Source organism: Streptomyces sp. I05A-00742 (genome assembly GCF_013055795.1).
Classification (GTDB): Bacteria; Actinomycetota; Actinomycetes; order Streptomycetales; family Streptomycetaceae; genus Streptomyces.
The window spans coordinates 79,196-101,940 of the sequence record NZ_JABETO010000018.1; the positions used below are offsets into that span (position 1 = coordinate 79,196).

Here is a 22,745-nt window from a genome sequence, read left to right on the forward strand (position 1 = left end):
CAGGCGCGCGAACGCCGGACGGGCCTGCCCAGCCCGTCCGGCACTCCACTCGCTACGCCGTCACGTCCTTCGCCGTGAACCTCGCCCACGCCGCCGAGCCGAACACGGCCGCGTACAGCCCCTGGAGCCCGAGGTTCCGTCCGATCTGGTCCCAGTAGACCGGGTCCCGGAGCAGGTCCGAGAAGGACAGCCAGTAGTGCGGGAAGAGATACGGCTGCACGACGTGCAACTGCGGGAACTGGTCGAGGATCTGCACGGTGATCAGCAGCCCCACCGTGGTGGCCATCGCCGCGATGCCGCTGCCCGTGAGGGTGGAGACGAAGAGCCCCAGCGCCGCGACGCCCACCAGCGAGGCCGCCACCACACCGGCGATGACGAGCCCCCGCAGCAGGCCCTCCCCGAACGGGACGGTCGTGCCGCTGATCAACGTGACTTCGCCCATCGGGAAGAGCAGAGCCCCCACCAGCAACGCGGAGCTCACCACCACCAGGGTGGCGGCGAGGCAGAAGACCATGATGCTGGCGAACTTGGCGAGCAGCAGCCGGGTGCGCCCGGCCGGGGCGACCAGGAGGTAGCGCAGGGTGCCGCTGCCGGCCTCGCCGGCGATCGCGTCACCGGCGATCACACCGGTGGCCATGGGGAGGAAGAACGGCAGTGTGGCGGCGAGCGAGGCGAAGACGAGGAAGAGGCCGTTGTTGGTGACCTGGCTGACGAAGGCCGGGCCGTCGCCGCCGGTCCCGCCGCCGAACGAGCCGTCGCCGTCGCTGGTCTCGATCTTCACCGCCACGCCCACCAGCACGGGCACCGCCGCGAGCACACCGAGCAGCACCAGGGTGCGCCAGCGCCGGAAGACCGTCGTGATCTCGCTGCGGAAGAGGGACAGCCGCCACACCGCGCGCGGCGCGCGGATGTCCGCGGCGACCTCCCCGGTCTCAGCCCGCGACATCGAAGCCCTCCCCGGTGAGCGCGACGAACGCGTCCTCCAGCGAGACGCGTTCCGTGCCGAAGGATCGCACGCGGACGTCCGCCCGGACGAGGGCGGCGTTGAGGTCGGCGAGCTCCGGTGGCGGCGGGCCGGACGGCAGTTCGCCGGTGACGCGGTCGTCGGTGACCACCAGGTCGTTCACGCCGTGCTCCTTGAGGACGCGGACCGCGTCCGCCGTGTCGGGGGTGGTGACGGCGAGCCGGCCGCGGGTGGAGGAGGCCAGTTCGCCGACCGTGCCCTGGGTGAGCAGCCGCCCCCGGGCCATCACCGCGGCGTGTGTGCAGACCTGCTCGATCTCGTCGAGCAGGTGGGAGGAGAGGAAGACGGTGGTGCCCTCCGCGGCCAGGCCGCGGACCAGGGACCGGATCTCGCGCATGCCCTGCGGGTCCAGGCCGTTGGTCGGCTCGTCCAGGACCAGCAGGTCGCGCGGCTGGAGCAGGGCGGCGGCCAGGCCGAGGCGCTGCTTCATCCCGAGGGAGTACGCACGGGCCTTCTTGCCGGCGGCGCCGGCCAGGCCCACCCGTTCCAGGGCCGTCGCCACCCGGGCGGAGCGGGTGCGCGGGTCTGCCGTGGGGTCCGCGGCGTCGTATCTGACGAGGTTGTCGCGGCCGGAGAGGAAGCCGTAGAGCGCGGGTCCCTCGATGAGAGCCCCCACCCTGGGCAGGACCCGGCCGCCGGCCCGGGGCATCGGCTCACCGAGCACCCGGGCCAGCCCCGACGTGGGTTCGATCAGCCCCATGAGCATACGGATCGTCGTCGTCTTGCCCGATCCATTGGGGCCGAGAAACCCGAACACGCTGCCGCGCGGCACGACGAGGTCGAGGTCGGCCACCGCGAGCTGTCCGCCCCGGTAGCGCTTGGTGAGCCCATGCGTCTCGATGACCGCCGGCGGCTCCGTCACAGGCCCCTGCCCCTCCTCGTCCCCCGCGCCCCCTTGCCTATCCGGCGGAGTTCGCGGCCTTCACCAGCGCGTCCTTGGTGACCGCACCGGCGTAGATCTTGCCGTCGTCCGTCAGCAGCACGTTCACCAGGCGGGTGCTGACGATCCGGCCGGAGCCGAACGAACCCGAGACCTTGCTGCCGAAGCTGTCGAGCAGCTTCTCGGCGTTCTTGTCCGAGGATTTGCCCATCTTGTCCATCTTGTCCGCGCCTGCCGCGCCGCCCGCGCCCGGCAGCCCGCCCTTGTCACCGCTGAGCTCGACGACCGTCGCCCAGCCCGTGCCCGTCACCTTGGGCGCGGACGCGGCGTCCGTCCCCGGGGCGCCCGGGAGCCGGCCCTTGCCGTGCTCGGCGGCAGACCCGTCGGCCCCGGCCCCGGCCCCGTGCCCGGAACCCTCGGTCACCTTGGCGCCCTTGGGCGGGGTGAAGGAGAAGGCGGACGCGCTCGGCTTGTCGAAGGAGACCTTGGTGAAGGCCACGTCGACGGCCGCCTTGCCACCGCCCTTCGGGGTGAGCGTGAACTTCAGCGGCACGCCGTTCTTGGCGTCCACGGCGATGCGCACGGAGTCGACGGTCGTCCCGTCCTGCCGGGGCTTGAGGGTGAGCTGGTAGGCGTCCCGGCCGGCGACCTTGGCCGTGCCGTCGACCGCCACGTCGGTGGTGCCGCCGGCCGCGGCGAGGACCTTCTTGGCCAGCTCCTGCGGCGAGGCGCCGGTCAGGTCGCCGGGGAGCTGCTGCTTCCGGTCCGACGGCCCGGCGTCCTTGGGCGCCTTCGCGTGGTACGCGGTGTTGCTGCCGCTGTCGTAGGCCCAGACCTGGTCGCCGTTGCGGACGAGGCTGTACTCGGCGGCCCGTTCGACGATGGAGACCCGCTGCTTGTCCGGGCCGTCCGCCGCGACGCGCAGCGTGTGGGTGCCGGAGGCGAGCTCGGTGAGCTTGTCCTGAGGGGCGGCGCCCTTGCCCTTGCCGCCCTCGTGGCCCGCCCCGCCGAGGGAGATACCCGACGGCAGGGACGGCAGGCCGAGGTCGGTGGTGACGCGGACGGAGCCGGACAGCTGCTGCACGTCCGAGGCGGCGACCTTCGCTATCAGGTCCTGCGCACTGATCTTCGGCAGATCGGGGTCGCCCGAGGTGGCGAGGGCCGAGCCGATGCCGATCGTGGCGGCGGCGACGCCGGCCACCGCGACGGGGACCGCGTAACGGACGGCCTTGCGCCGGCCGGCCCCCGAGGGCCCGGTGGCCCCGGACGGCTCGCGGCCGTCGGCGTCCGGTGTCGGTTGGATCGGTGCCATGTGCTCTACCTCCGTCGTCTGCGGCGGTCTCTCACGTCGTGCACTCGCCCATCCCCAGGCTCAAGTGGCCCGACCGCTCGGTGGGGGCGCCGGAGTCGGGAGGATCGGCCCCCCGCACGACTCCGTCCATTCCACCAACGGACGGCGTCCCGGTCATCACCCGTCGGGCTCAACTCACCGTACCCCTCGGGTATGACAACCCCTAGGGGACGGACCGCCCCTGGGCGGAGCCGGGTCCGTCAGCCGGCGCGGTGCACCACCGCGTCGCAGAGCTCCTCCAGCGCGGTCCTGGCCGGGCACTCGGGCAGCGGCGCGAGGGTGGCGCGGGCCTCCTGCGCGTAGCGGACGGTGTCGCGGCGGGCCTGCTCCAGGGCGGGGTGCACGCGGAGCCGGCGCAGCACCTCGGCGAGCCGGTCGTCGTCGGCGAGGTCGCCCTCCAGCAGGGCGCACAGTTCCAGGTCGTCGGGGTCGCCGGTGGCGGCGGCCCGCGCCCGCAGGTGCAGCACGGGCAGGGTGGGGATGCCCTCGCGGAGGTCGGTGCCCGGGGTCTTGCCCGACTCGTGGGAGTCGCTGGCGATGTCGAGGACGTCGTCGGCGAGCTGGAAGGCGGTTCCCAGCCGTTCTCCGTAGTGGGTCAGGATCTCCACCACGCGCTCGTCGGCGCCGGACATCATCGCGCCGTAGCGGCCGGCGACGGCGATCAGCGAGCCGGTCTTGCCGCCGATGACGTCGAGGTAGTGCTCGATCGGGTCGCGTCCGTCGCGCGGGCCCGCGGTCTCCAGGATCTGCCCGGTCACCAGGCGTTCGAACGCCTCGGCCTGGATCCGGACGGCCTCCGGGCCGAGGTCGGCGAGTATCCGGGAGGCACGGGAGAAGAGGAAGTCGCCGGTGAGGACGGCCAGGGAGTTGCCCCAGCGGGCGTTGGCGCTGGGCGCCCCGCGGCGCATGTCCGCCTCGTCCATGACGTCGTCGTGGTAGAGCGTCGCGAGGTGGGTGAGCTCGACGACCACGGCCGAGGGCACCACGCCGGGGGCATAGGGGTCGCCGAACTGGGCGGCGAGCGTCACGAGCAGCGGACGGAAGCGCTTGCCACCGGCCCGCACGAGGTGCTGCGCGGCTTCGGTGATGAAGGGCACACCGCTCTTGGTGGCCTCCAGGAGGCCCTCCTCGACAGCGGCCAACCCGGCCTGGACATCGGCTTCAAGAGCCTGGTCCCGCACGCTCAGCCCGAAGGGCCCGACGACGGTCACGAGGGGTACTCCTGTCTGCCTGCGATCACGGGGATTGTCGATGTGTCGCTGTCTTCACCAAAAGTCAGCGTATCCGGTCGGTTGTGGATCACCGTGGGCGGCTGCCCCCACGACGGCCCTCCCTCGACCCTCCCCTGGGCGTTTTACCCCTCTTGTCCTCGGGTTTTTCTCGGGTTCCCCCCGACCGTCCCCTCACACGGTTCCCGGCCGGAAAAATGCCGGACGGGCTGGAATCAGCCCGTCCGGCGGGTGGACGGCGGCGGCGGATCCGCTTCCGGTCCCGGGATCCGTCCCCGGGGCGCGGTACGACGGAACGTGCCCCCTGTGGGGGACGGCGCACGGCCTGCGGGAGACGGCGCACGCCCTGTGGAAGACGGCGCACGCCCTGTGAAGGACGGCGCACGCCCCAACCGGCGGTGAACGGACGGTCAGAGCGCCGCCACCGCTCGTGCCAGACGCGGTGACGCGTACTCCGTCCCGCAGACGAACCGCATCACCGGGCCGTAGCTCGCCGCGGCCGGCAGGCCGGTGAAGAAGAGCCCTGGCACCGACGAGCGGTAGCCCGCGGCCAGTCGGGGGCCGCCGGCGCTCGCGACGAGCCGGGCGCGGACGCTGTCGCCGAGGAAGTCAAGGGCGCCCAGATCGACGCGGTAGCCCGTGGCGGCGATCACGTGGTCGGCGGTCAGCTCGGTCTCCGGGCCGTCCACGGCACCGGCGAGCGTGAGCACCGGGCGGCCCTCCGCCAGCCGGGCCCGGACGACCCGCTTGCCCTCCGTGACCTGGACCCGGCCCACGAAGCGGTCGCGCAGCCACCAGGCGCCGAGCGGGCCGAGCACCCGCCGGACCAGGAACGCGCGGGTCTGCGGGGGCAGCCGGCGGAAGCCGTCCGCGTGGTACGAGAAGGCGTACAGCGACCAGGCCCGGCCGAACGGAGTGTCCGGCTTCAGGGGCGACTGCCCGTCCGGCGCCGCCCCGAACCGGACCGCGCCCCGCCGCCGGGCGACGACCCGCACCGACGCGGCCCCGGCGTCCGCGAGCAGCACGGCGCTCTCCAGGGCGGACTGCCCCGCGCCGATGACGACGACGTGCTTGCCGGCGAAGCCGGACAGGTCGCGGTGGTGCGAGCTGTGGGAGAACGGGCCGCCCTCCGTCGGACCCTCCGGCACCGCGGCGGCGAGCTCGGCGGGGACCCGCGCCAGACCGCTCAGACCGGTGGCCACCACGACCGCGCGGGCGGCGAACTGCTCGCCCGAGTCCAGCTTCAGCTCGAAGCCGGGGCGCCCCTGGCGGAGCTCCACGGACTTCACCCGCACCTGTTCGAGACCGGGCACCAGCCGCTGCTGGAACCACTGTCCGTACCCCGCGAAGGTCTCGACCGGGATGATGTCCCAGTCGGACTCGTAGCGCCGCTCCCCCGCGTCCAGGCAGTAGTCGAGCAGGGTGTGGCCCGGCTGCGGGGCGTCGATGTCGGAGGCCGAGGGGGTGGATTTCAGCAGCATCCCCGCGGGCATCTGCTCCCGCCAGCTCACCATCGGCGAGCCGAAGACGCGTGTCGGAACACCGCGTGCCTTGAGGTGTGCTGCGGTGGAGAGACCGTACGGACCGGCCCCGATGACTGCTACCGGAAGTGTCACGTGTCCCCTCCCAGGGCGTTTCCCGGCCCGCGCGGCCGGTTCTGCTGCGTCACGTGGAACTGCGGGGTGAGCTGTGGAGCGAGTGGTGCGATGCGGTGCGGATGGAACAGACCGTGTGGAACGGACCGTACGGCCCCGGCGGGCCCCCCGGCCCGGTGGCCCTGGACCACCGGGAGCGCCGGAGGCGCCGCGGCCACCGGGTCACTCGGTGCGCTCGGCCGCCACGGCCCGAGCGGTCACGGCGCCGGCGGGCGGCGCGGAGGCACGGCGCCTGGAGCGCCACATCTGCCACAGGTGTCTCGCACCCGGCCGGACGAGCCGGGCGAGCATGGTGAGGAACGGCTTGATGTCGTCACGCGCCGCCCAGGCCAGCTCCGTGCCGTTGGCCCGGGCGGGGGCGTGCGGGGTGGTGTACCCGCTGCGCCGGTAGGCGACGAGCGCGGGGAGGTCGATGTTCTCGACGACGAACCGGCGGCCGGCCAGCTGTTCGCCCTCGGGCACCGGGCGGCCGGTGAGGTCCAGGTGCTGGGCACGGACGACGTCGACGCCGGCCTCGGTCTCGAAGAGCCGGAACTGCGCGCCCATCCGGGGGTTGAAGTCCAGCAGTTTGTACTGCCCGTCGCGGCGGTCGAACCGCCAGTCCAGGTCGACGATGCCGCAGAACCCGATCTGCTTGATGAACTGGGCGCTCATCGCCGCCAGTTCGGGGTTGTCCACGATGTAGGCGTTGGCGGTCATCCCCGCGTGCGGCGGCCAGGAGCGCACCTTGACGCCGGTGAACAGGGCACGCGGCGCGCTGTCCGCGTCGAAGTAGGCGTGGACGATCCAGTCCTCGGCCTCCTCGCGCGGCAGATACTCCTGGAGAATCACTCCCGGGGACGGCCCCCAGCCGCGGGCCAGCTCCAGCAGCCGACGGGCGTCGGCGATGCGGGTCGTCCCGGCCACGGCCGGCCGGCGGCGGCGTTCGAACGCCTCGCGGTTCTTGGCCACCAGTGGGAAGACCGCGGTGCCGGCGTACTTCTCGACCTCCTCGTACGTGCCCGGGAACAGCGTGGCCGGGGCCGGCACCCCGTGCTCCACGCACAGCTCGTACAGCCCCTGCTTGCTCGCGAGCCGCCGCGGCAACTCCCGCTCCACGGGCGGGAAGAGGAAGGGTCCGGCCAGCGCGGCCGCGTGCTCGGCGATGAGCACGGCCGCCTCCTCGTCGGTGGGCAGCAGTACGGCCGGACGGCCGATCCGGTCGCCGATCCGGAGCAGCCCCGCGACCAGCTCCTCGGCCCGTTCGGTGCCGGTCGTGGGCCAGACGAACCCGGCGCTCAGGTAGCGGGAGACGGCCGCGGGGGTCCACCGGTCCTCGGTTATGGCGTACATCGGGACGCCGAGTCTGCCGAGGCTGCGGATCGCACCGACGCCGCCGTGGTGCAGGGGATAGTCACCGAACTTCACGATCAACCCGGGCACTGACCGGTCCGCCGCCACGGACACACTCCTGCTCGCCACCGGCTCCCCCCTCGGCCACCCCGGCTCGGCGGCCCCCACTGTGTGTGACCCGACCACTGTGTGTGACCCGACTTAGGACGCTACTTCGGAATCGTGGGCTCCAGCAAGGAGTTACCGGACATTGCCCTACCTTTTCCCTCTCGTAGAACACGGTTTCCCAGGGGGAGAACACTCCTCGAACAGCTCTTGCCCGTCGGCCGTCAACCCGTAATGTGTGGCTCCCGTGCATTCCGAGTGGAGAAGGCGAGGCCGCGAGACCCATGCCCCAGCACAGCCCCCACGCACTGCCCGAAGGAGACCCCTTCGGCGCGGACGCACTCCCCTACGGCGTCTTCACCACCCCGAGCGCTCCCGACCACCCCCGGATCGGCGTGCGCTACGGCGCGTACGTGCTCGACGCGGCGGGCGCCGCCGCTGAGCGCGGCTCGGCGTACGCCGACCTGCTCGACCAGCCCGTGCTCAACCCGCTGATGGCCGCGGGCCGCCCGGTCTGGCAGGCGGTGCGCGCCGAGATCCGCGGACTGGTCGACGACGGCACGCTCACCGGCGGGTACGCCCACCCGCTGGACGAGGTGACCCTGCACCTGCCGTTCGAGGTCGCGGACTACGTCGACTTCTACGCCAGCGAGCACCACGCCACCAACGCCGGGCGCATCTTCCGGCCCAACGGCGAGGCCCTTCCCGGCAACTGGAAGCACCTGCCCATCGGTTACCACGGGCGCGCCGGGACCGTCGTGGTCTCCGGCACCGACGTCGTACGGCCCCAGGGCCAGCGCAAGGCCCCCGACGAGGACCTGCCCTCCTTCGGCCCCTCCCGACGCCTGGACATCGAGGCCGAGGTCGGCTTCGTCGTCGGCACCCCCGCCCCCACCCGTACCCCCGTGCCCCTCGACGCCTTCCGCGACCACGTCTTCGGCGTCTGCCTCGTCAACGACTGGTCCGCGCGCGACATCCAGTCCTGGGAGTACGTCCCCCTCGGCCCCTTCCTCGGCAAGTCCTTCGCCACCTCCGTCTCCGCCTGGATCACCCCCCTGGAGGCGTTCGACGCGGCCCGGACCGCTCCGCCGGCGCGCGACTTCCCTCTCCTCCCCTACCTCGACGACTCCGACGCGGCCGAGCCGGGCGGCATCGATCTGCGCCTGGAGGTCCGCATCAACGGGGAGGTCGTATCCCGGCCGCCGTTCTCGGCCATGTACTGGACGGCGGCCCAGCAGTTGGCCCATATGACCGTGAACGGCGCCTCGTTGCGGACCGGTGACTTCTACGCGTCGGGGACGGTGAGCGGGCCGGAGCCGGATCAGCTCGGGTGCCTCTTGGAGATCACCAAGGGGAAGGGGCCGTTTCTGGCGGATGGGGACGAGGTTGTGATCACGGCTTGGGCGCCGGGGCGCGACGGGGCCCGGATCGGGTTGGGCGAGGTGGCGGGGCGGGTGCTTCCGGCTGGGGGCTGACGCCGTGGGGTGCCCCGGCCCCTCCCCCAGAGGGGGCACCCCCCTTTCGCCGTTTCTTGCAGGGGCTGCGCCCCCGCACCCCCGCGAGCGCGCCTGCGGCGCGCGTCCTCAATCGCCGGACGGGCTATTCAGCCCGTCCGGCGATTGAGGACAACCGCGCGGAGCGCGGTTTCAGGGGGTCCGGGGCCCTCTCCGGGAAACGGTGAAAGGGCGGGACTGGGGCCCCTCACCTCCCCCAGGTCCCGCGCGCGTTCACCTCACGGACCTTCGCGCGGAGCCGATCCGTGTCGGCGGCGGGATCCGTCTCACCGGAACAGGTACAGGCGTGCAGCGGGCTGGTGGGACGGATGTCGATCCCGTGGGCCGTCGCCCAGATGTAGACGCCGCAGCGGGGCCGGAACAGTTCGGGGGCGGGGGCCGGCGCGGGAACGGGCGACTCCCTCGGAACCGGCGTAACAGGGGTTTCGGGCGCCGCGCGGTAGCCGAACTGCGCCCTCGTCCAGGCGAGAAGGCGGGCGATAGAGTTCTTCACGTCATCAGCTCCTGTTGGCTGGTGGCCATGCCCCCGGGCCGTTGCGAGCGGTCGCGGGGGTCTTGTGACGCGCCACACTAGTGGGACCAGTATGGGCCTGTCTAGAGCCCGATATAGCCGCTAGCATCTATGTTCGGACGTGTGCCAATACATACAGTTTCGCCCGTGATGGAGTTCGATCCGACCTTGCCGAAGTGGACGCAGATCGCCGACGTGATCCGGCGACGCATTGCGAGCGGTGAGTACCCGCTGAACCACCTGATTTCCGAGACGAAGCTGGAGCAGGAATTCGGTGTCGCGCGAGTGACCGTCCGCAAGGTCACTGCCGCCCTCCGCGCCGAGGGCCTGATCGTCACCACTCCCGGCATGGGTTCCTTCGTCGCCGCCAAGCCGCCCAAGCCGACCTCTCGCTGACTCCTGCGGCCGGTGAGGGCCGGCGGGGCGGCATGGTGCTCTGTCGACGAACGGTTTCGTCTCGGGCCCTGCGGGCCCACAGCGGCCGGCTACGGCGGGCGGGGCCGGGGGCCGGATTTTCGGGTGCGGGTGTTCCCGGGCGGGGGCGGTGGAAAGCGAGCGGCGCCACTTCCTACCAATTTCGTGCTGACAGGGCCTGCCCGGGCCTTCCTTCCGCAACTCCTGTGGCAAGCGGGGGCGGACAGGGCCGGTGGGGTGGTTCGCTCTTCAAGATGGGTGGACGGGAGCGCGAAAGGCTCGCCGGTCCCCTCTTCCGGCGGTCGGATCCACCCACCTCCGGCCTGTAGCCGGGAGTGGCCCCCACCCGCAGCCAAGATCCGGCCCCGCCCCCGCTCCGCAGCCGGCCGCTTTGGGCCCGGCAGGGCCCGAGACGAAACCCGCACCCGACCAAGCACCATGCTGCCCCACCAGCACCACTCGCCTTGACAACGCTCCCTGCGATGGCGTCACGAACTCCCGCGATCTTTACGGCATATGAGCGCTGATACCCATGCGCACCGAGTGACCGTTGCGCTATACATGTGACTCGCGGTCATCGGGTCAGCACAAGCGATGGGGACAACGGTGCGCGACGCGGCCCGGTCAGTCGAGTCGGGGTTCACGGCAGGGGAGGGCACATGTCCGATGGGGATTTCGGCAACGTGGACAGGCTCAGGACCAACAGGTCGGGTAAGGAGGCCGCCGTCAAGGCACTGGCCGGGGACATTCAACCCGGCACCGACACGGCGGCGATGAAGGCGGACGAGGCGACCGGCAAAGCCGTCTCGGCACTCCGCGGCTGGGCCACCGGCGCGGGTCTGAAGGACGTGCACGACGAGTGGGGGCGGCAGGTGCAGCACCTCAAGGGATGGCTCGATGGAGACAGGACCGCCCTTCAGCAGGCACTGACGGGCTTCACCGAGTACGACCGCCGGACCGCATCCATCCTCGGCAGGTTCCAGTCCGGGACCGAACAAGGCGAGAAGGGGAGCCGGTAGGAGGTCATCATGCCGACATACCAGGAAACCGTCAGCGCGAAACTGGACTCGCTCACCTCGGCCGCCGCCAGGTGGGACGAGATGGCCAGAGCGCTCCACGGAGTTGAGTCCCTCTACAAGAACAAAGTGCACTCCGTAACGAAGGACGGCTTATGGCTCGGGCAGGCCGTCGAGGTGGCCGGCGACCGATTCACAGCGACGCAGGAGCAGTTGGCCGCCGCCCAGACGCAGGCCAAAGCCATCGCCTCACTGCTGCGGGATGCCCACACGCAGCTCTCGGGCCTCGCGCACAGGGTCACATCCCTTGCCGCCGACGCTCGAAAGGCGGGCATGCACATCGACAGCGAAGGCAGAGCCACCTTCGACCTCAGTACGCTCGACATCAGTCGGCACGACCCCGACTACGCGACCTACGTCCGTAAGTGTCATGAGGCCGAATCCACGTGGACGGAGGCCATCAAGAAGGCTGTGCAGGCAGTCGACGACGCAGACCAAGGCGTCAAGTACGCGCTGCACGAAGCGGCCGGCATCCGTACCGGGCACTCCCCCTCCGAGTTCTTCAACTCCAAGGCAGTCGGCGACATAGAGGTCTACGAGGCCCGGGAGGCGAAGGCCTATGCGGACCGGCTCCTCCGCGGCAACAAGCTCAGCGCGGCAGAGCGCGCGGAGTTCGCACGGCTCTACCGGGACAACGGCAACGACACGACCTTCAATCGCACTTTGCTGACCTCCCTCGGGCCCGAGGACACTCTCAAGCTCGCGAACAAACTGAACGACCTCGCGTACTTCGGCGACACGGAGCACAAGAAGGACTACTTGACCCTGGAAAAGGGGCTGGCCACCAGCATCGATTCCGCCTCGCGCCCCCCGGGGTTCAAGGACGCGGCCGGCAAGGAGCTCCCGTACGGCAGCACGGGGTATCGGGACGCCTTTGCCGCATGGTCGAAGTCGAAGGATGCGGAGTTCTACAACAACTGGCGTGAGGGACTGCGCAGGGCAGGGATCGATAAGTACGATCTCGAAGCCGCGGAAAAACAAGGCGTAGGCCCCAAGGGGCGCGGCCAACAGATCCGTGGATACCAGCGACTCATCACTCTCATGAAACAGGGTGGCAACGTTTCGCCGCAGTTCCTTACCGACGTCACCGACGACATGATCGCGGCGGAGAAGAAGCACAAGGACGTCTGGGACCTGTACGGAGATGCCCACGGTAAGAAGGGTGATGGGTTTGCCCATGACCCAGTGGATGACGCTCTTGGAATGATGAGCCGCGACCCGAAGACGGCAACCGCCTACCTGGACCCCGGACCCGGCCGGGACAACGACCGTCTCCACTACCTGCTCAAGGAGCGGGACTGGAAAGTCGTCAACAACGAGGTCAAACTGCACGGTGACGCTGCTTACGGTGGCAACTCCTGGCACGGCGGCAACGACACCGAGGCGGCGGACAGCCGCAAGGGGCTCGGCGCAGCCATCGAGGCTGCGGCTACCGGCTCGGCGCCCGACAGCGGCGAACGTCACGACGGGAAGCACACGGCAGGCCAGGCCCGTGTCCTCCAGGACACGATCGCGACGCTCGACGAGAAATACGGCGGGGACTCGGTACCCGAGGGCCTGCGGAGCCCACTGGCCCGAACCCTGGTCGACTACGCGCCCGATACACACAAAATCCTCGCCGACCGGGCGGAGGATCTGAACGACGGCGCGCACCTCAAATCCGACAGAGGCTCGGTGATCAGAATCATCCGCGGTGTCTCGGAGTCCCCGGAAGATTTCGCGATGCTGTACAAGGCGGAGAGAGCCCAAGCAGCGCAGGACCTGAGCCAGACCCCTGCCGAGCGAGGGTCGGTGACCTGGGCCAACCATGCACACAGCGCCGGCGCAGGAATAGGCACCTTCAACGCCATAGGCACCGACATCATCCTCGATGATCGCGACGCCCGAAAGACCTGGGCCGACGACGTGGGGAAATACGCCTACCACGGCGCGGGAACCCCGATCACACCGTTCCCTGTTATTGGTGACGCTGCCCAGCGTATCGTCGATACCGCTACGTACGAATGGGCAAATGACATAAAGAGTCAGGCGGACGAGGCTGCACAAGAGCGCTCCATAAATGACCTCAAAGCCAAGAGTGGGGACACTCATCACTTGATCGAACGCTGGGCAAAGGGGCGGAATGTGAGCGCAACCGACCCCTATTTCATCAACATGAAGGATGAAGCCACCCAGCAGTATGTAGCTGCCCGTACGCTGGCCTTCGCAGAACTCAAGAGGAACTCCTGATCATGGCAAGCAATTGCCCCTGGTGGCACCGTAAGGTCGGGATCTTCAGTTCCGTAGTAACTGCGCTCGCGGTGCTGGGCGGGGCAGCCTTGTACATCTACGATGCGTACGACGATCGACAGTACGAGCGTTCGATCTCCGACCTGTGCGAAGGGACGCTTGATCACTCCGAGCTGAAGGAGCTGCTGGGTGGCGGTCGATTGCGCCCGCTGCTGTCATCTTCTACGCACTGCAGCGTGGGCGCCTCCGGCAGTCGGAAGGACTATCTGAGCGTCGACATCAAGCAGCGGGAAAGGGTCCACGATCTTCTGATCTCGCAGAACAAGCAGAACTACAGACACCCGATGGTGAGTCCGGTAGGGAATGGCTGGGCGGCATTCATGACGACCAGCGAAGGATCCAGCTACGCCGACGCGTACATGAGCTGCGGGAAGGCCACGAGTGAGGCCATAGTGGTCAGCGCGCAGTTGAATGGGCGTCCTTCCGCAGCCTTGAACAGTGAAGAGCGAACCAAGCTGGCCGGCACGGCGGTCGGCACCCTCATCAAAGTAGCCAAGAAGGAGGGGTGCGGTGGAAAGCCGCGCGGTAACACCATCACCGGCGTGCCCCGTGATTCCACGAAGGTGCTGAAGCAAGCGGGCAAGGCCGTCGGCACGTGCCGAGGTATCGACTCACCGTCATACGAGAGTGCTGCTGACGACACCACCCCCATCGAGAACTGCGTCCTGACGGACGGTTCAGGCAAGGGAAAGTTCAGGCTCACAGCCTATTACGGCCCGTATGTGCAAAGCGCGAGGCATGATATCGGGTTCCCCTCACCCGATCGGAACCATCGGGCCACGGCCACTTGCCCTTCCGGTGATGCCTTCTATGTCATGGACCGGCTGTACGACGGATCCCGTCCTGTCCCGCCTGAGCCGGCGTTGGAGACACAGGCAATGAAGACGTTCGCCGCGAACTCGGCCAAGCGTCACGGCTGTTCTGTGCCGAGTTCGTGAGAATGAGCCGAGGTTCCAACCCTGGGACAGAACGCTGAAGGGGTGGAGGCGAGTCACCCGCCCCCACCCCCACCTTCAGCGCACGAACACCCCCGCATCCCCCGCCAGGTCCAAGAAATACTGCGGCGCGACGCCGAGTACCAGCGTCACCACGACACCGACACCGATGGCGACCGAAGTCAACGGACTAGGCACCGCCACCGTAGGCCCGTCCGCCCGCGGCTCGTTGAAGAACATCAGCACGATCACCCGGATGTAGAAGAACGCCGCGATCGCCGACGACACCACACCCACGATCACCAGCGGAGCGGCCCCGCTCTCCGCCGCCGCCTTGAACACCGCGAACTTCCCGGCGAAGCCACTGGTCAGCGGAATGCCGGCGAAGGCGAGCAGGAACACCGCGAAGACGGCGGCGACGAGCGGCGAACGCCGCCCGAGACCGGCCCACTTGGAGAGCTGGGTGGCCTCGCCGCCGGCGTCGCGGACCAACGTCACGACGGCGAAGGCGCCGAGGGTGACGAAGGAGTAGGCGGCGAGGTAGAAGAGGACGGAGGAGACGCCGTCGGGGCTGATGGCGATGACGCCGGCGAGGATGAAGCCGGCGTGGGCGATGGAGGAGTAGGCGAGGAGCCGCTTGACGTCGGTCTGGGTGACGGCGATGACGGCGCCGACGAGCATGGTGAGGATGGCGACGCCCCACATGACGGGCCGCCAGTCCCAGCGGAGCCCGGGCAGGACGACGTAGAGGAGCCGCAGCAGGGCGCCGAAGGCGGCGACCTTGGTTGCTGCGGCCATGAAGCCGGTGACGGGGGTGGGGGCGCCCTGGTAGACGTCGGGGGTCCACATGTGGAAGGGCGCGGCGCCGACCTTGAAGAGCAGGCCCATGAGGACCATCGCGCCGCCGATCAGCAGCAGGGCGTCGTTGCCGGTGGAGGAGGCGAGGGCCGGGTCGACGGTGCGGACGGTGCCGCCGATGACGTCGGCGATGCCGGAGTAGGTGACGGTCCCGGCGTAGCCGTAGAGCAGGGCCACCCCGAAGAGGAGGATGGCGGAGGAGAAGGCGCCGAGGAGGAAGTACTTGACCGCCGCCTCCTGCGAAAGCAGCCGCTTGCGGCGGGCGAGCGCGCACAGGACGTAGAGCGGGAGGGAGAAGACCTCCAGCGCCACGAAGAGGGTCAGCAGGTCGTCGGCGGCGGGAAAGACCAGCATGCCGGCGACCGCGAACAGCAGCAGTGGGAAGACCTCGCTGGTCGTCCAGCCCGCCTTCACGGCCTCCTGTTCGGCGTCACCGCCGGGGACAGCGGCGGCCTGGGCGGCGAACGAGTCGACGGGACGGCCGTGCGCGGCGGGGTCGAGCCGGCGTTCGGCGAAGCCGAGGGCGGCGACCAGGGCGACGAGGAGGATCGTGCCCTGGAGGAAGAGGGCGGGGCCGTCGACGGCGACCGCGCCCATCGCCGCCGCGTGTGCCTTCCCGGTGGCGTAGCCCTTGGCGGCGAGCGCCACGACGGCGGCGAACGCCGCGGCCAGGCCGACGACGGTGGTGGCGACTTGGGCGGTGTGGCGGGAGCGGCGGGGCAGGAACGCCTCCACCAGGACGCCCAGGACCGCGGCGCCGAGGACGATCAGCGTCGGGGACAGCTGGGCGTACTCGATGTGCGGCCCGGGGATCTTCCTCGGGGCGTCGGCGAGGACCGACGTCGCGGAAAAGTCTGTCCACAGGCTGTGGACGGCGGCTGCTCGGCTCACTTCGCGCCCTCCGCGTTGCTCACTCGGACATCAGGCTGGGGATCGGTCCGGTGGACCTGGGACATGGTGTGTTCGACGGCGGGGTCGAGGATCCGCGTCACCGGCTTGGGGTAGACGCCCAGGAAGAGCAGCAGGGCGATCAGCGGAGTGACGACGACGAGTTCGCGGACCCGCAGGTCCGGCATGTTCCGCACGGGCTCCTTCACCGGTCCCGTCATGGTCCGCTGGTAGAGGACCAGGACGTACAGCGCGGCGAGGACGATGCCGACGGTGGCGATGATGCCCGCCGCCGGGTAGCGGCTGAACGTGCCCACCAGGACGAGGAATTCGGAGACGAAGGGCGCCAGGCCCGGCAGGGACAGCGTGGCCAGGCCGCCGATCAGGAAGGTGCCCGCGAGGACCGGGGCGACCTTCTGCACCCCGCCGTAGTCGGCGATGAGCCGGGAGCCCCTGCGGGTGATCAGGAAGCCGGCGACCAGCATCAACGCCGCTGTGGAGATGCCGTGGTTGACCATGTAGAGCGTGGCGCCGCCCTGGCCCTGGCTGGTCATCGCGAAGATGCCCAGGATGATGAAGCCGAAGTGCGAGATCGAGGCGTAGGCGATCAGCCGCTTGATGTCGCGCTGGGCGACGGCGAGCAGGGCGCCGTAGAGGATGCTGACGAGCGCCAGCGCGATGATCACGGGGGTGGCCCACTTGGACGCCCCCGGGAAGAGCTGGAGGCAGAACCGCAGCATCGCGAAGGTGCCGACCTTGTCGACCACGGCGGTGATCAGCACGGCCACCGGCGAGGTGGCCTCGCCCATGGCGTTGGGCAGCCAGGTGTGCAGCGGCCACAGCGGCGCCTTCACCGCGAAGGCGAAGAAGAAGCCGAGGAACAGGGCCCGTTCGGTGACGGTGGCGAACTCCAGCTTCCCGGCGGCCCGCGCCTGGACGATCTCCTGGAGCGAGAAGGTGCCGGCGCCGAGCTGGTCGGCGGTGACCGCGTACAGCCCGACCACCGCGGCCAGCATGACGAGCCCGCCGACGAGGTTGTAGAGGAGGAACTTCACGGCGGCGCGGGAGCGGCGGGCCGCCGCCTCCTCGGCGTCCTTGCCGGTGTGCTCCCCCGCCCGGTCCCCGAAGCCGCCGATGAGGAAGTACATCGGGATGAGCATGGCTTCGAAGAAGACGTAGAAGAGGAAGACGTCGGTGGCCTCGAAGGAGATCACCACCATCGCCTCGACCATGAGGATCAGGGCGAAGAACCCCTGGGTGGGCCGCCAGCGCCGGTTGGGCGACGGGGCCTCCAGCGGGTCGGCGTCGTGCCAGCCGGCCAGCAGGACGAAGGGGACGAGCAGCGCGGTCAGGGCGACGAGGACGACGCCGATCCCGTCCACGCCCAGTTCGTAGCGGACCCCGAAGTCGGCGATCCAGGCGTGCGATTCGGTGAGCTGGAACTGCCCGCCGTCCGGGTCGAAGCGGATCAGCTGGGCCGCGGCCAGGGCGAGCGTCGCCAGCGAGAAGGCCAGCGCGAGCCACCGGGCGGCCTCGCGCCGGGCGGCCGGGACCGCGGCGGTGACGACGGCGCCCACGGCGGGGACCGCGGCCGTCGCGGTGAGCAGGGGAAATGACATGTCAGACCGCCCTCATCAGCAGGGTCGCGGCGATCAGCACCGCCGCGCCGCCGAACATCGAGACCGCGTACGACCGCGCGTAGCCGTTCTGCAGCCTGCGCAGCCGGCCGGAGAGGCCGCCGACCGTGACGGCGGTCCCGTTGACGGCGCCGTCCACCACCGAGCGGTCGATCCGTTCCAGGCCGCGGGTCAGCTGCTCGCCGCCGCGGACCAGGACGATGTGGTTGAAGTCGTCCTGGAGCAGGTCGCGGCGGGCCGCCCGGGTGAGCAGCGAGCCGCGGGGCGCGGTGACCGGGACGGGCTTGCGGCCGTACTGGGCCCAGGCCAGTGCGACGCCCAGCACGAGGACGACCATGGTCGCCCCGGTGACGGTGAGCGCGCTGACCGGCGAGTCGCCCTCCTCGTGCCCGGTGACGGGCTCCAGCCACTTCAGGAAGGTGTCGTTGATCGTGAACAGGCCGCCGGCGAAGACCGATCCGAAGGCCAGGACGATCATGGGGATCGTCATGGTCCGCGGCGACTCGTGCGGGTGGGGGATCTCGCCGGCGCCGTGCGCCCCGGCGGCGGGCTCCGCGCCCGGCTCGTCAGGGGACGGGGATGGGGCCGGGGACGGAGCCCGGCGCCACCGCTCTTCGCCGAAGAAGGTCATCAGCATCACGCGCGTCATGTAGTACGCGGTGATGGCCGCGCCGAGCAGGGCCGCGCCGCCGAGGATCCAGCCCTCGGTGCCGCCCTTGGCGAAGGCCGCTTCGATGATCTTGTCCTTGGAGAAGAAGCCCGAGAGCCCGGGGAACCCGATGATGGCGAGGTAGCCGAGGCCGAAGGTGACGAAGGTGACCGGCATGTACTTCCGCAGTCCGCCGTAACGGCGCATGTCCACCTCGTCGTTCATGCCGTGCATGACCGATCCGGCGCCGAGGAAGAGCCCGGCCTTGAAGAAGCCGTGCGTCACCAGGTGCATGATCGCGAAGACGTAGCCGATCGGGCCGAGCCCGGCGGCGAGGATCATGTAGCCGATCTGCGACATGGTCGAGCCGGCCAGGGCCTTCTTGATGTCGTCCTTCGCGCAACCGACGATCGCACCGAAGAGGAGCGTGACGGCCCCGACCGTGACCACGGCGGTCTGCGCGTCCGGCGCCCCCTCGAAGATCGCCCCGGAGCGGGTGATGAGGTAGACGCCGGCGGTCACCATGGTGGCCGCGTGGATGAGGGCCGAGACCGGGGTCGGGCCCTCCATGGCGTCCCCGAGCCAGCTCTGGAGCGGCACCTGGGCCGACTTGCCGCAGGCGGCGAGGAGCAGCATCAGCCCGATCGCCGTCAGCTTGCCCTCACCCGCCCGGTCGGCCTGGCCGAGGACGGGGTCGAAGGCGAAGGTGCCGAATGTCGTGAACATCAGCATGATCGCGATCGACAGGCCCATGTCGCCGACGCGGTTGACGAGGAACGCCTTCTTGGCCGCGGTCGCGGCGCTGGGCTTGTGCTGCCAGAAGCCGATCAGCAGGTAGGACGCCAGGCCGACGCCCTCCCATCCGACGTACAGCAGGAGGTAGTTGTCGGCCACGACCAGGAGCAGCATCGCGGCGAGGAAGAGGTTGAGGTAGCCGAAGAAGCGGCGCCGCCGCTCGTCGTGCTCCATGTACCCGACGGAGTAGAGGTGGATCAGCGTGCCCACGCCCGTGATCAGCAGGACGAAGGTCATGGACAGCTGGTCGAGGTGGAAGCCGACGTCGGCGCGGAAGCCGCCGACCGGCACCCACTGGAAGACGGTCACGTCCAGCGCGCGGCCCTCGGCGTCGCGGCCGAGCATGTCGGCGAAGAGCACCACGCCGAGGGCGAAGGAGACGGCCGCGAGCAGGGTGCCCAGCCAGTGCCCGGCCCGGTCGAGGGCCCGCCCGCCGCAGAGCAGGATCCCCGCCCCCAGCAGGGGCGCGAGGACGAGCAGTCCGATGAGGTTCTCCATGGCGGCGTCCCCTTACAGCTTCAGCAGACTGGCGTCGTCGACCGAGGCCGAGTGGCGGGCGCGGTAGACCGACACGATGATCGCGAGACCGACGACGACCTCGGCCGCGGCCACGACCATCGTGAAGAAGGCGAAGATCTGGCCGTCCAGGTTGCCGTGCATCCGGGAGAAGGTGACGAACGCCAGGTTGCAGGCGTTCAGCATCAGCTCGATGCACATGAAGACGACGATCGCGTTCCGCCGGACGAGCACGCCGACGCCCCCGATGGTGAACAGGAGGGCGGACAGGTAGAGATAGCTGACCGGGTTCACTTGGCGGCTCCCTTCCGGTCCTCGTCGCCGTCGCGCTCCAGCCACCGGCGCGACCGCTGCTCCAGCGCCGCGAGGTCCGCGAGCGCCTCCCCGGAGACGTCCCGCACCTGGCCGCGGGAGCGCAGTGTGGCGCTGACGCTGAGCTCGGACGGGGTGCCGTCGGGGAGCAGGGCGGGGATGTCGTTGGCGTTGTGCCGGGCGTAGGTGCCCGGCGCGGGCAGCGGCGCCACCTGGACGCCGTCGCGCACCCGCTGCTGCGACCGCTCCCGCTGGGTGGCGGCCCGCCGGATGCGCTCGCGGTGGGTGAGCACCATGGCGCCGACCGCCGCGGTGATCAGCAGGGCGCCGGTGATCTCGAAGGCGAAGACGTACTTGGTGAAGATCAGGGCGGCGAGCCCCTCGACGTTCCCGCCGGAGTTGGCCTGGCCGAGCCCGTTGAAGTGGTGCAGGGACGCGTTGACGATCCCGGCGATCAGCAGGATGCCGAAGCCCAGCCCGCACAGGGCGGCCAGCCACCGCTGGCCCCGGATGGTCTCGCGCAGGGAGTCGGCGGCGGTGACGCCGACGAGCATGACCACGAAGAGGAACAGCATCATGATCGCGCCGGTGTAGACCACGACCTGCACGACGCCGAGGAAGTACGCGCCGTTGGCCAGGTAGAACACGGCCAGCACGATCATGGTCCCGGCGAGCGAGAGGGCGCTGTGCACCGCTCTCTTCATCAGCACCGTGGCCAGCGCGCCCGCCGTGGCGACGACCGCCAGGATCCAGAACTGGACCGCCTCGCCCGTGGAGGTGAGGGAGTCGGCGGCGACGTTCATGCCTCCACCCCCTCGGACTCGGGCTTCTCGCCCTTGCTGACCGCCACCTGGCGCTCGGTGCCGGGCGCCACCTCGGTCACCAGGCCGCGGTAGTAGTCCTGTTCGGTCATCCCGGGGAAGATCGCGTGCGGGCTGTCGACCATGCCGTCCTCCAGCCCGGCGAGCAGCTCCTCCTTGGTGTAGATGAGCGACTCCCGGCTCCTGTCCGCGAGTTCGTACTCGTTGGTCATGGTGAGCGCCCGGGTGGGGCACGCCTCGACGCACAGCCCGCAGAGGATGCAGCGCAGATAGTTGATCTGGTAGACGCGCCCGTACCGCTCGCCCGGCGAGTAGCGCTCCTCGTCGGTGTTGTCCGCGCCCTCGACGTAGATCGCGTCGGCCGGGCAGGCCCAGGCGCACAGCTCGCAGCCGATGCACTTCTCCAGGCCGTCCGGATGCCGGTTGAGCTGGTGGCGGCCGTGGAAGCGCGGCGCGGTGGGCTTCTTGTACTCCGGGTACTGCTCGGTGAGGCGTTTCTTGAAGACGTCCTTGAAGGTCACCCCGAAGCCGGCCACGGGGTTCTTGCGGGGACGCGGGGCGTCCTCGCGGGAAGACTCAGTGGGCACCGTCACCCTCCTTTCCGTCCTGAGAGCCGTCACGCACAGTATCCACTCCACCACTGACAGCGGCCTCGGCGAGCTCCGGATCCCGCCGCGAGCGCCTGCGCGGCACCGGCGGCAGCGTCTGTCCGGGCAGCGGCGGGACCGGGAAGCCGCCCGCCATGGGATCGAACTCGCCGCCGTCGCCGGATGGTTGCCCGGCACCCTCGACGTCCCGGTCGCCGCGGTCCCGGAAGAGATCGGCGACGAAGGAGAGCAGCAGGATGGCGACGACCGCGCCGGCGACGTAGAGGACGATCGACTGGAAGTCGTAGTCCTCGTTCCGCAGCGCCCGTACCGTCGCGACGAGCATCAGCCAGACCATCGAGACCGGGATGAGGATCTTCCAGCCCAGCTTCATGAACTGGTCGTAGCGCAGCCGCGGCAGGGTCGCGCGCAGCCAGATGAAGAAGAAGAGCAGCAGCTGGAGCTTGATGACGAACCAGAGCATCGGCCACCAGCCGTGGTTCGCGCCCTCCCAGAATGCCGAGACCGGATACGGCGCCCGCCAGCCGCCGAGGAACAGCGTCACGGCGACCGACGACACCGTCACCATGTTCACGTACTCGGCCAGCATGAACATCGCGAACTTGATGGACGAGTACTCGGTGTTGAAGCCGCCGACCAGGTCGCCCTCGGACTCCGGCAGGTCGAACGGCGCCCGGTTCGTCTCCCCCACCATCGCGACGATGTAGATGATGAAGGAGACCGGCAGCAGCAGCACATACCACCGGTTGTGCTGCGCCTCCACGATCGCCGAGGTCGACATCGACCCGGAGTAGAGGAAGACGGCCGCGAACGAGACGCCCATCGCGATCTCGTAGGAGATCATCTGGGCGCAGGAGCGGAGGCCGCCGAGCAGCGGGTAGGTGGAGCCGGAGGACCAGCCGCCGAGGACGATGCCGTAGATGCCGACGGAGGCCGTGGCCAGGATGTAGAGGACGGCGATCGGCAGATCGGTGAGCTGCATCGTCGTCCGGTGGCCGAAGATCGACACCTCGTTGCCGGCGGGCCCGAAGGGGATCACCGCGATCGCCATGAAGGCCGGGATGGCCGCCACGATCGGCGCGAGGATGTAGACGGCCTTGTCGGCGCGCTTGACGACGATGTCTTCCTTGAGCATCAGCTTGATGCCGTCCGCGAGGGACTGGAGCATTCCCCACGGGCCGTGCCGGTTGGGGCCGATGCGCAGCTGCATCCAGCCGATGAGCTTGCGTTCCATGACGATCGACAGCAGCACCGTCAGCATGACGAACGCGAAGCAGAAGACGGCCTTGACGACGACCAGCCACCATGGGTCGCGGCCGAACATCGACAGGTTCTCGTTGGCCAGT

Annotated in this window: 19 protein-coding genes; 5 read left to right on the top strand and 14 right to left on the bottom strand. The window is 69.9% G+C overall.

Annotated features, from left to right (window positions below; translation table 11 throughout):
- Window positions 1-52: 52 nt before the first annotated feature.
- From HN013_RS18685 to HN013_RS18710, 6 genes are all read right to left on the bottom strand, one after another.
- The gene (locus HN013_RS18685; RefSeq protein WP_171167610.1) at window positions 53-946 is read right to left on the bottom strand and encodes an ABC transporter permease; all 894 of its coding nucleotides are present in this window, start codon (window positions 944-946) and stop codon (window positions 53-55) included.
- Window positions 933-1,886, bottom strand: a complete 954-nt coding sequence (locus tag HN013_RS18690; RefSeq protein ID WP_171167612.1) for an ABC transporter ATP-binding protein — start codon at window positions 1,884-1,886, stop codon at window positions 933-935. Before HN013_RS18690 ends, HN013_RS18685 begins: the two co-directional genes overlap by 14 nt.
- 37 nt (window positions 1,887-1,923) lie before the next feature.
- Complete coding sequence (locus HN013_RS18695) at window positions 1,924-3,216, bottom strand: DUF2092 domain-containing protein (RefSeq protein WP_171167614.1); 1,293 nt, start codon at window positions 3,214-3,216, stop codon at window positions 1,924-1,926.
- 239 nt (window positions 3,217-3,455) lie between these two features.
- Window positions 3,456-4,466, bottom strand: a complete 1,011-nt coding sequence (locus HN013_RS18700) for a polyprenyl synthetase family protein (protein ID WP_171167616.1) — start codon at window positions 4,464-4,466, stop codon at window positions 3,456-3,458.
- 428 nt (window positions 4,467-4,894) lie between these two features.
- A complete protein-coding gene (locus HN013_RS18705; protein ID WP_171167619.1) occupies window positions 4,895-6,100 on the bottom strand; it encodes an FAD-dependent oxidoreductase in 1,206 nt (401 codons plus the stop codon).
- Between the two features lie 201 nt (window positions 6,101-6,301).
- A complete protein-coding gene (locus HN013_RS18710; RefSeq protein ID WP_398980194.1) occupies window positions 6,302-7,561 on the bottom strand; it encodes an ATP-grasp domain-containing protein in 1,260 nt (419 codons plus the stop codon).
- A gap of 299 nt (window positions 7,562-7,860) precedes the next feature.
- On the opposite strand from HN013_RS18710, the gene fahA reads away from it, so the two are divergent.
- Entirely contained in the window at window positions 7,861-9,051 is a 1,191-nt protein-coding gene (fahA, locus tag HN013_RS18715) for a fumarylacetoacetase (RefSeq protein ID WP_171167621.1), read from the top strand.
- Window positions 9,052-9,277: 226 nt separating this feature from the next.
- Here the strand turns inward: fahA and HN013_RS18720 are convergent, their stop codons facing one another.
- Window positions 9,278-9,583, bottom strand: coding sequence for a hypothetical protein (locus HN013_RS18720; RefSeq protein ID WP_171167623.1), 306 nt, complete (start codon window positions 9,581-9,583; stop codon window positions 9,278-9,280).
- A gap of 168 nt (window positions 9,584-9,751) precedes the next feature.
- Between HN013_RS18720 and HN013_RS18725 the strand changes: the two genes are divergently transcribed.
- The 4 genes from HN013_RS18725 (at window position 9,752) to HN013_RS18740 (ending at window position 14,318) form a co-directional block, all read left to right on the top strand.
- Entirely contained in the window at window positions 9,752-9,997 is a 246-nt protein-coding gene (locus tag HN013_RS18725) for a GntR family transcriptional regulator (RefSeq protein WP_212764533.1), read from the top strand.
- A 677-nt stretch (window positions 9,998-10,674) separates the two neighbouring features.
- On the top strand, window positions 10,675-11,034 hold the full coding sequence (locus HN013_RS18730; protein WP_171167627.1) for a hypothetical protein: 360 nt from the start codon (window positions 10,675-10,677) through the stop codon (window positions 11,032-11,034).
- A 9-nt stretch (window positions 11,035-11,043) separates the two neighbouring features.
- Complete coding sequence (locus tag HN013_RS18735) at window positions 11,044-13,320, top strand: hypothetical protein (protein WP_171167629.1); 2,277 nt, start codon at window positions 11,044-11,046, stop codon at window positions 13,318-13,320.
- Between the two features lie 2 nt (window positions 13,321-13,322).
- A complete protein-coding gene (locus HN013_RS18740) occupies window positions 13,323-14,318 on the top strand; it encodes a hypothetical protein (RefSeq protein ID WP_171167631.1) in 996 nt (331 codons plus the stop codon).
- A gap of 75 nt (window positions 14,319-14,393) precedes the next feature.
- Here HN013_RS18740 and nuoN read toward each other — a convergent pair whose 3' ends face one another.
- From nuoN to nuoH, 7 genes are read right to left on the bottom strand one after another with little or no spacing between them, the layout of a single operon-like run.
- Entirely contained in the window at window positions 14,394-16,064 is a 1,671-nt protein-coding gene (nuoN, locus tag HN013_RS18745; RefSeq protein WP_171167633.1) for an NADH-quinone oxidoreductase subunit NuoN, read from the bottom strand.
- Complete coding sequence (locus HN013_RS18750; RefSeq protein WP_171167635.1) at window positions 16,061-17,680, bottom strand: NADH-quinone oxidoreductase subunit M; 1,620 nt, start codon at window positions 17,678-17,680, stop codon at window positions 16,061-16,063. The genes nuoN and HN013_RS18750 overlap by 4 nt, the downstream gene beginning before the upstream one ends.
- A gap of 1 nt (window position 17,681) precedes the next feature.
- Window positions 17,682-19,640 (bottom strand): NADH-quinone oxidoreductase subunit L, encoded by a 1,959-nt coding sequence (nuoL, locus tag HN013_RS18755; protein WP_171167637.1) that lies wholly within the window; start codon window positions 19,638-19,640, stop codon window positions 17,682-17,684.
- Between the two features lie 12 nt (window positions 19,641-19,652).
- On the bottom strand, window positions 19,653-19,952 hold the full coding sequence (nuoK, locus tag HN013_RS18760) for an NADH-quinone oxidoreductase subunit NuoK (protein WP_171167638.1): 300 nt from the start codon (window positions 19,950-19,952) through the stop codon (window positions 19,653-19,655).
- Window positions 19,949-20,773 carry an NADH-quinone oxidoreductase subunit J gene (locus tag HN013_RS18765; protein ID WP_171167641.1) on the bottom strand — a complete coding sequence of 275 codons (825 nt, stop codon included), beginning with the start codon at window positions 20,771-20,773 and terminating at the stop codon, window positions 19,949-19,951. Before HN013_RS18765 ends, nuoK begins: the two co-directional genes overlap by 4 nt.
- Window positions 20,770-21,384 (bottom strand): NADH-quinone oxidoreductase subunit NuoI, encoded by a 615-nt coding sequence (gene nuoI / locus HN013_RS18770; RefSeq protein ID WP_398980203.1) that lies wholly within the window; start codon window positions 21,382-21,384, stop codon window positions 20,770-20,772. Before nuoI ends, HN013_RS18765 begins: the two co-directional genes overlap by 4 nt.
- Complete coding sequence (gene nuoH, locus HN013_RS18775; RefSeq protein WP_249375149.1) at window positions 21,368-22,723, bottom strand: NADH-quinone oxidoreductase subunit NuoH; 1,356 nt, start codon at window positions 22,721-22,723, stop codon at window positions 21,368-21,370. Before nuoH ends, nuoI begins: the two co-directional genes overlap by 17 nt.
- Between the last annotated feature and the right edge of the window lie 22 nt (window positions 22,724-22,745).

Excerpts from the sequence above, each read along its gene's own strand:
- HN013_RS18685 (WP_171167610.1), bottom strand. The coding sequence starts at position 946 with ATGTCGCGGGCTGAGACCGGGGAGGTCGCCGCGGACATCCGCGCGCCG.
- HN013_RS18695 (WP_171167614.1), bottom strand. The coding sequence starts at position 3,216 with ATGGCACCGATCCAACCGACACCGGACGCCGACGGCCGCGAGCCGTCC.
- fahA (WP_171167621.1), top strand. The coding sequence starts at position 7,861 with ATGCCCCAGCACAGCCCCCACGCACTGCCCGAAGGAGACCCCTTCGGC.
- HN013_RS18725 (WP_212764533.1), top strand. The coding sequence starts at position 9,752 with ATGGAGTTCGATCCGACCTTGCCGAAGTGGACGCAGATCGCCGACGTG.
- HN013_RS18730 (WP_171167627.1), top strand. The coding sequence starts at position 10,675 with ATGTCCGATGGGGATTTCGGCAACGTGGACAGGCTCAGGACCAACAGG.
- HN013_RS18735 (WP_171167629.1), top strand. The coding sequence starts at position 11,044 with ATGCCGACATACCAGGAAACCGTCAGCGCGAAACTGGACTCGCTCACC.
- HN013_RS18740 (WP_171167631.1), top strand. The coding sequence starts at position 13,323 with ATGGCAAGCAATTGCCCCTGGTGGCACCGTAAGGTCGGGATCTTCAGT.
- HN013_RS18750 (WP_171167635.1), bottom strand. The coding sequence starts at position 17,680 with ATGTCATTTCCCCTGCTCACCGCGACGGCCGCGGTCCCCGCCGTGGGC.
- nuoL (WP_171167637.1), bottom strand. The coding sequence starts at position 19,640 with ATGGAGAACCTCATCGGACTGCTCGTCCTCGCGCCCCTGCTGGGGGCG.
- HN013_RS18765 (WP_171167641.1), bottom strand. The coding sequence starts at position 20,773 with ATGAACGTCGCCGCCGACTCCCTCACCTCCACGGGCGAGGCGGTCCAG.
- nuoH (WP_249375149.1), bottom strand. The coding sequence starts at position 22,723 with ATGTTCGGCCGCGACCCATGGTGGCTGGTCGTCGTCAAGGCCGTCTTC.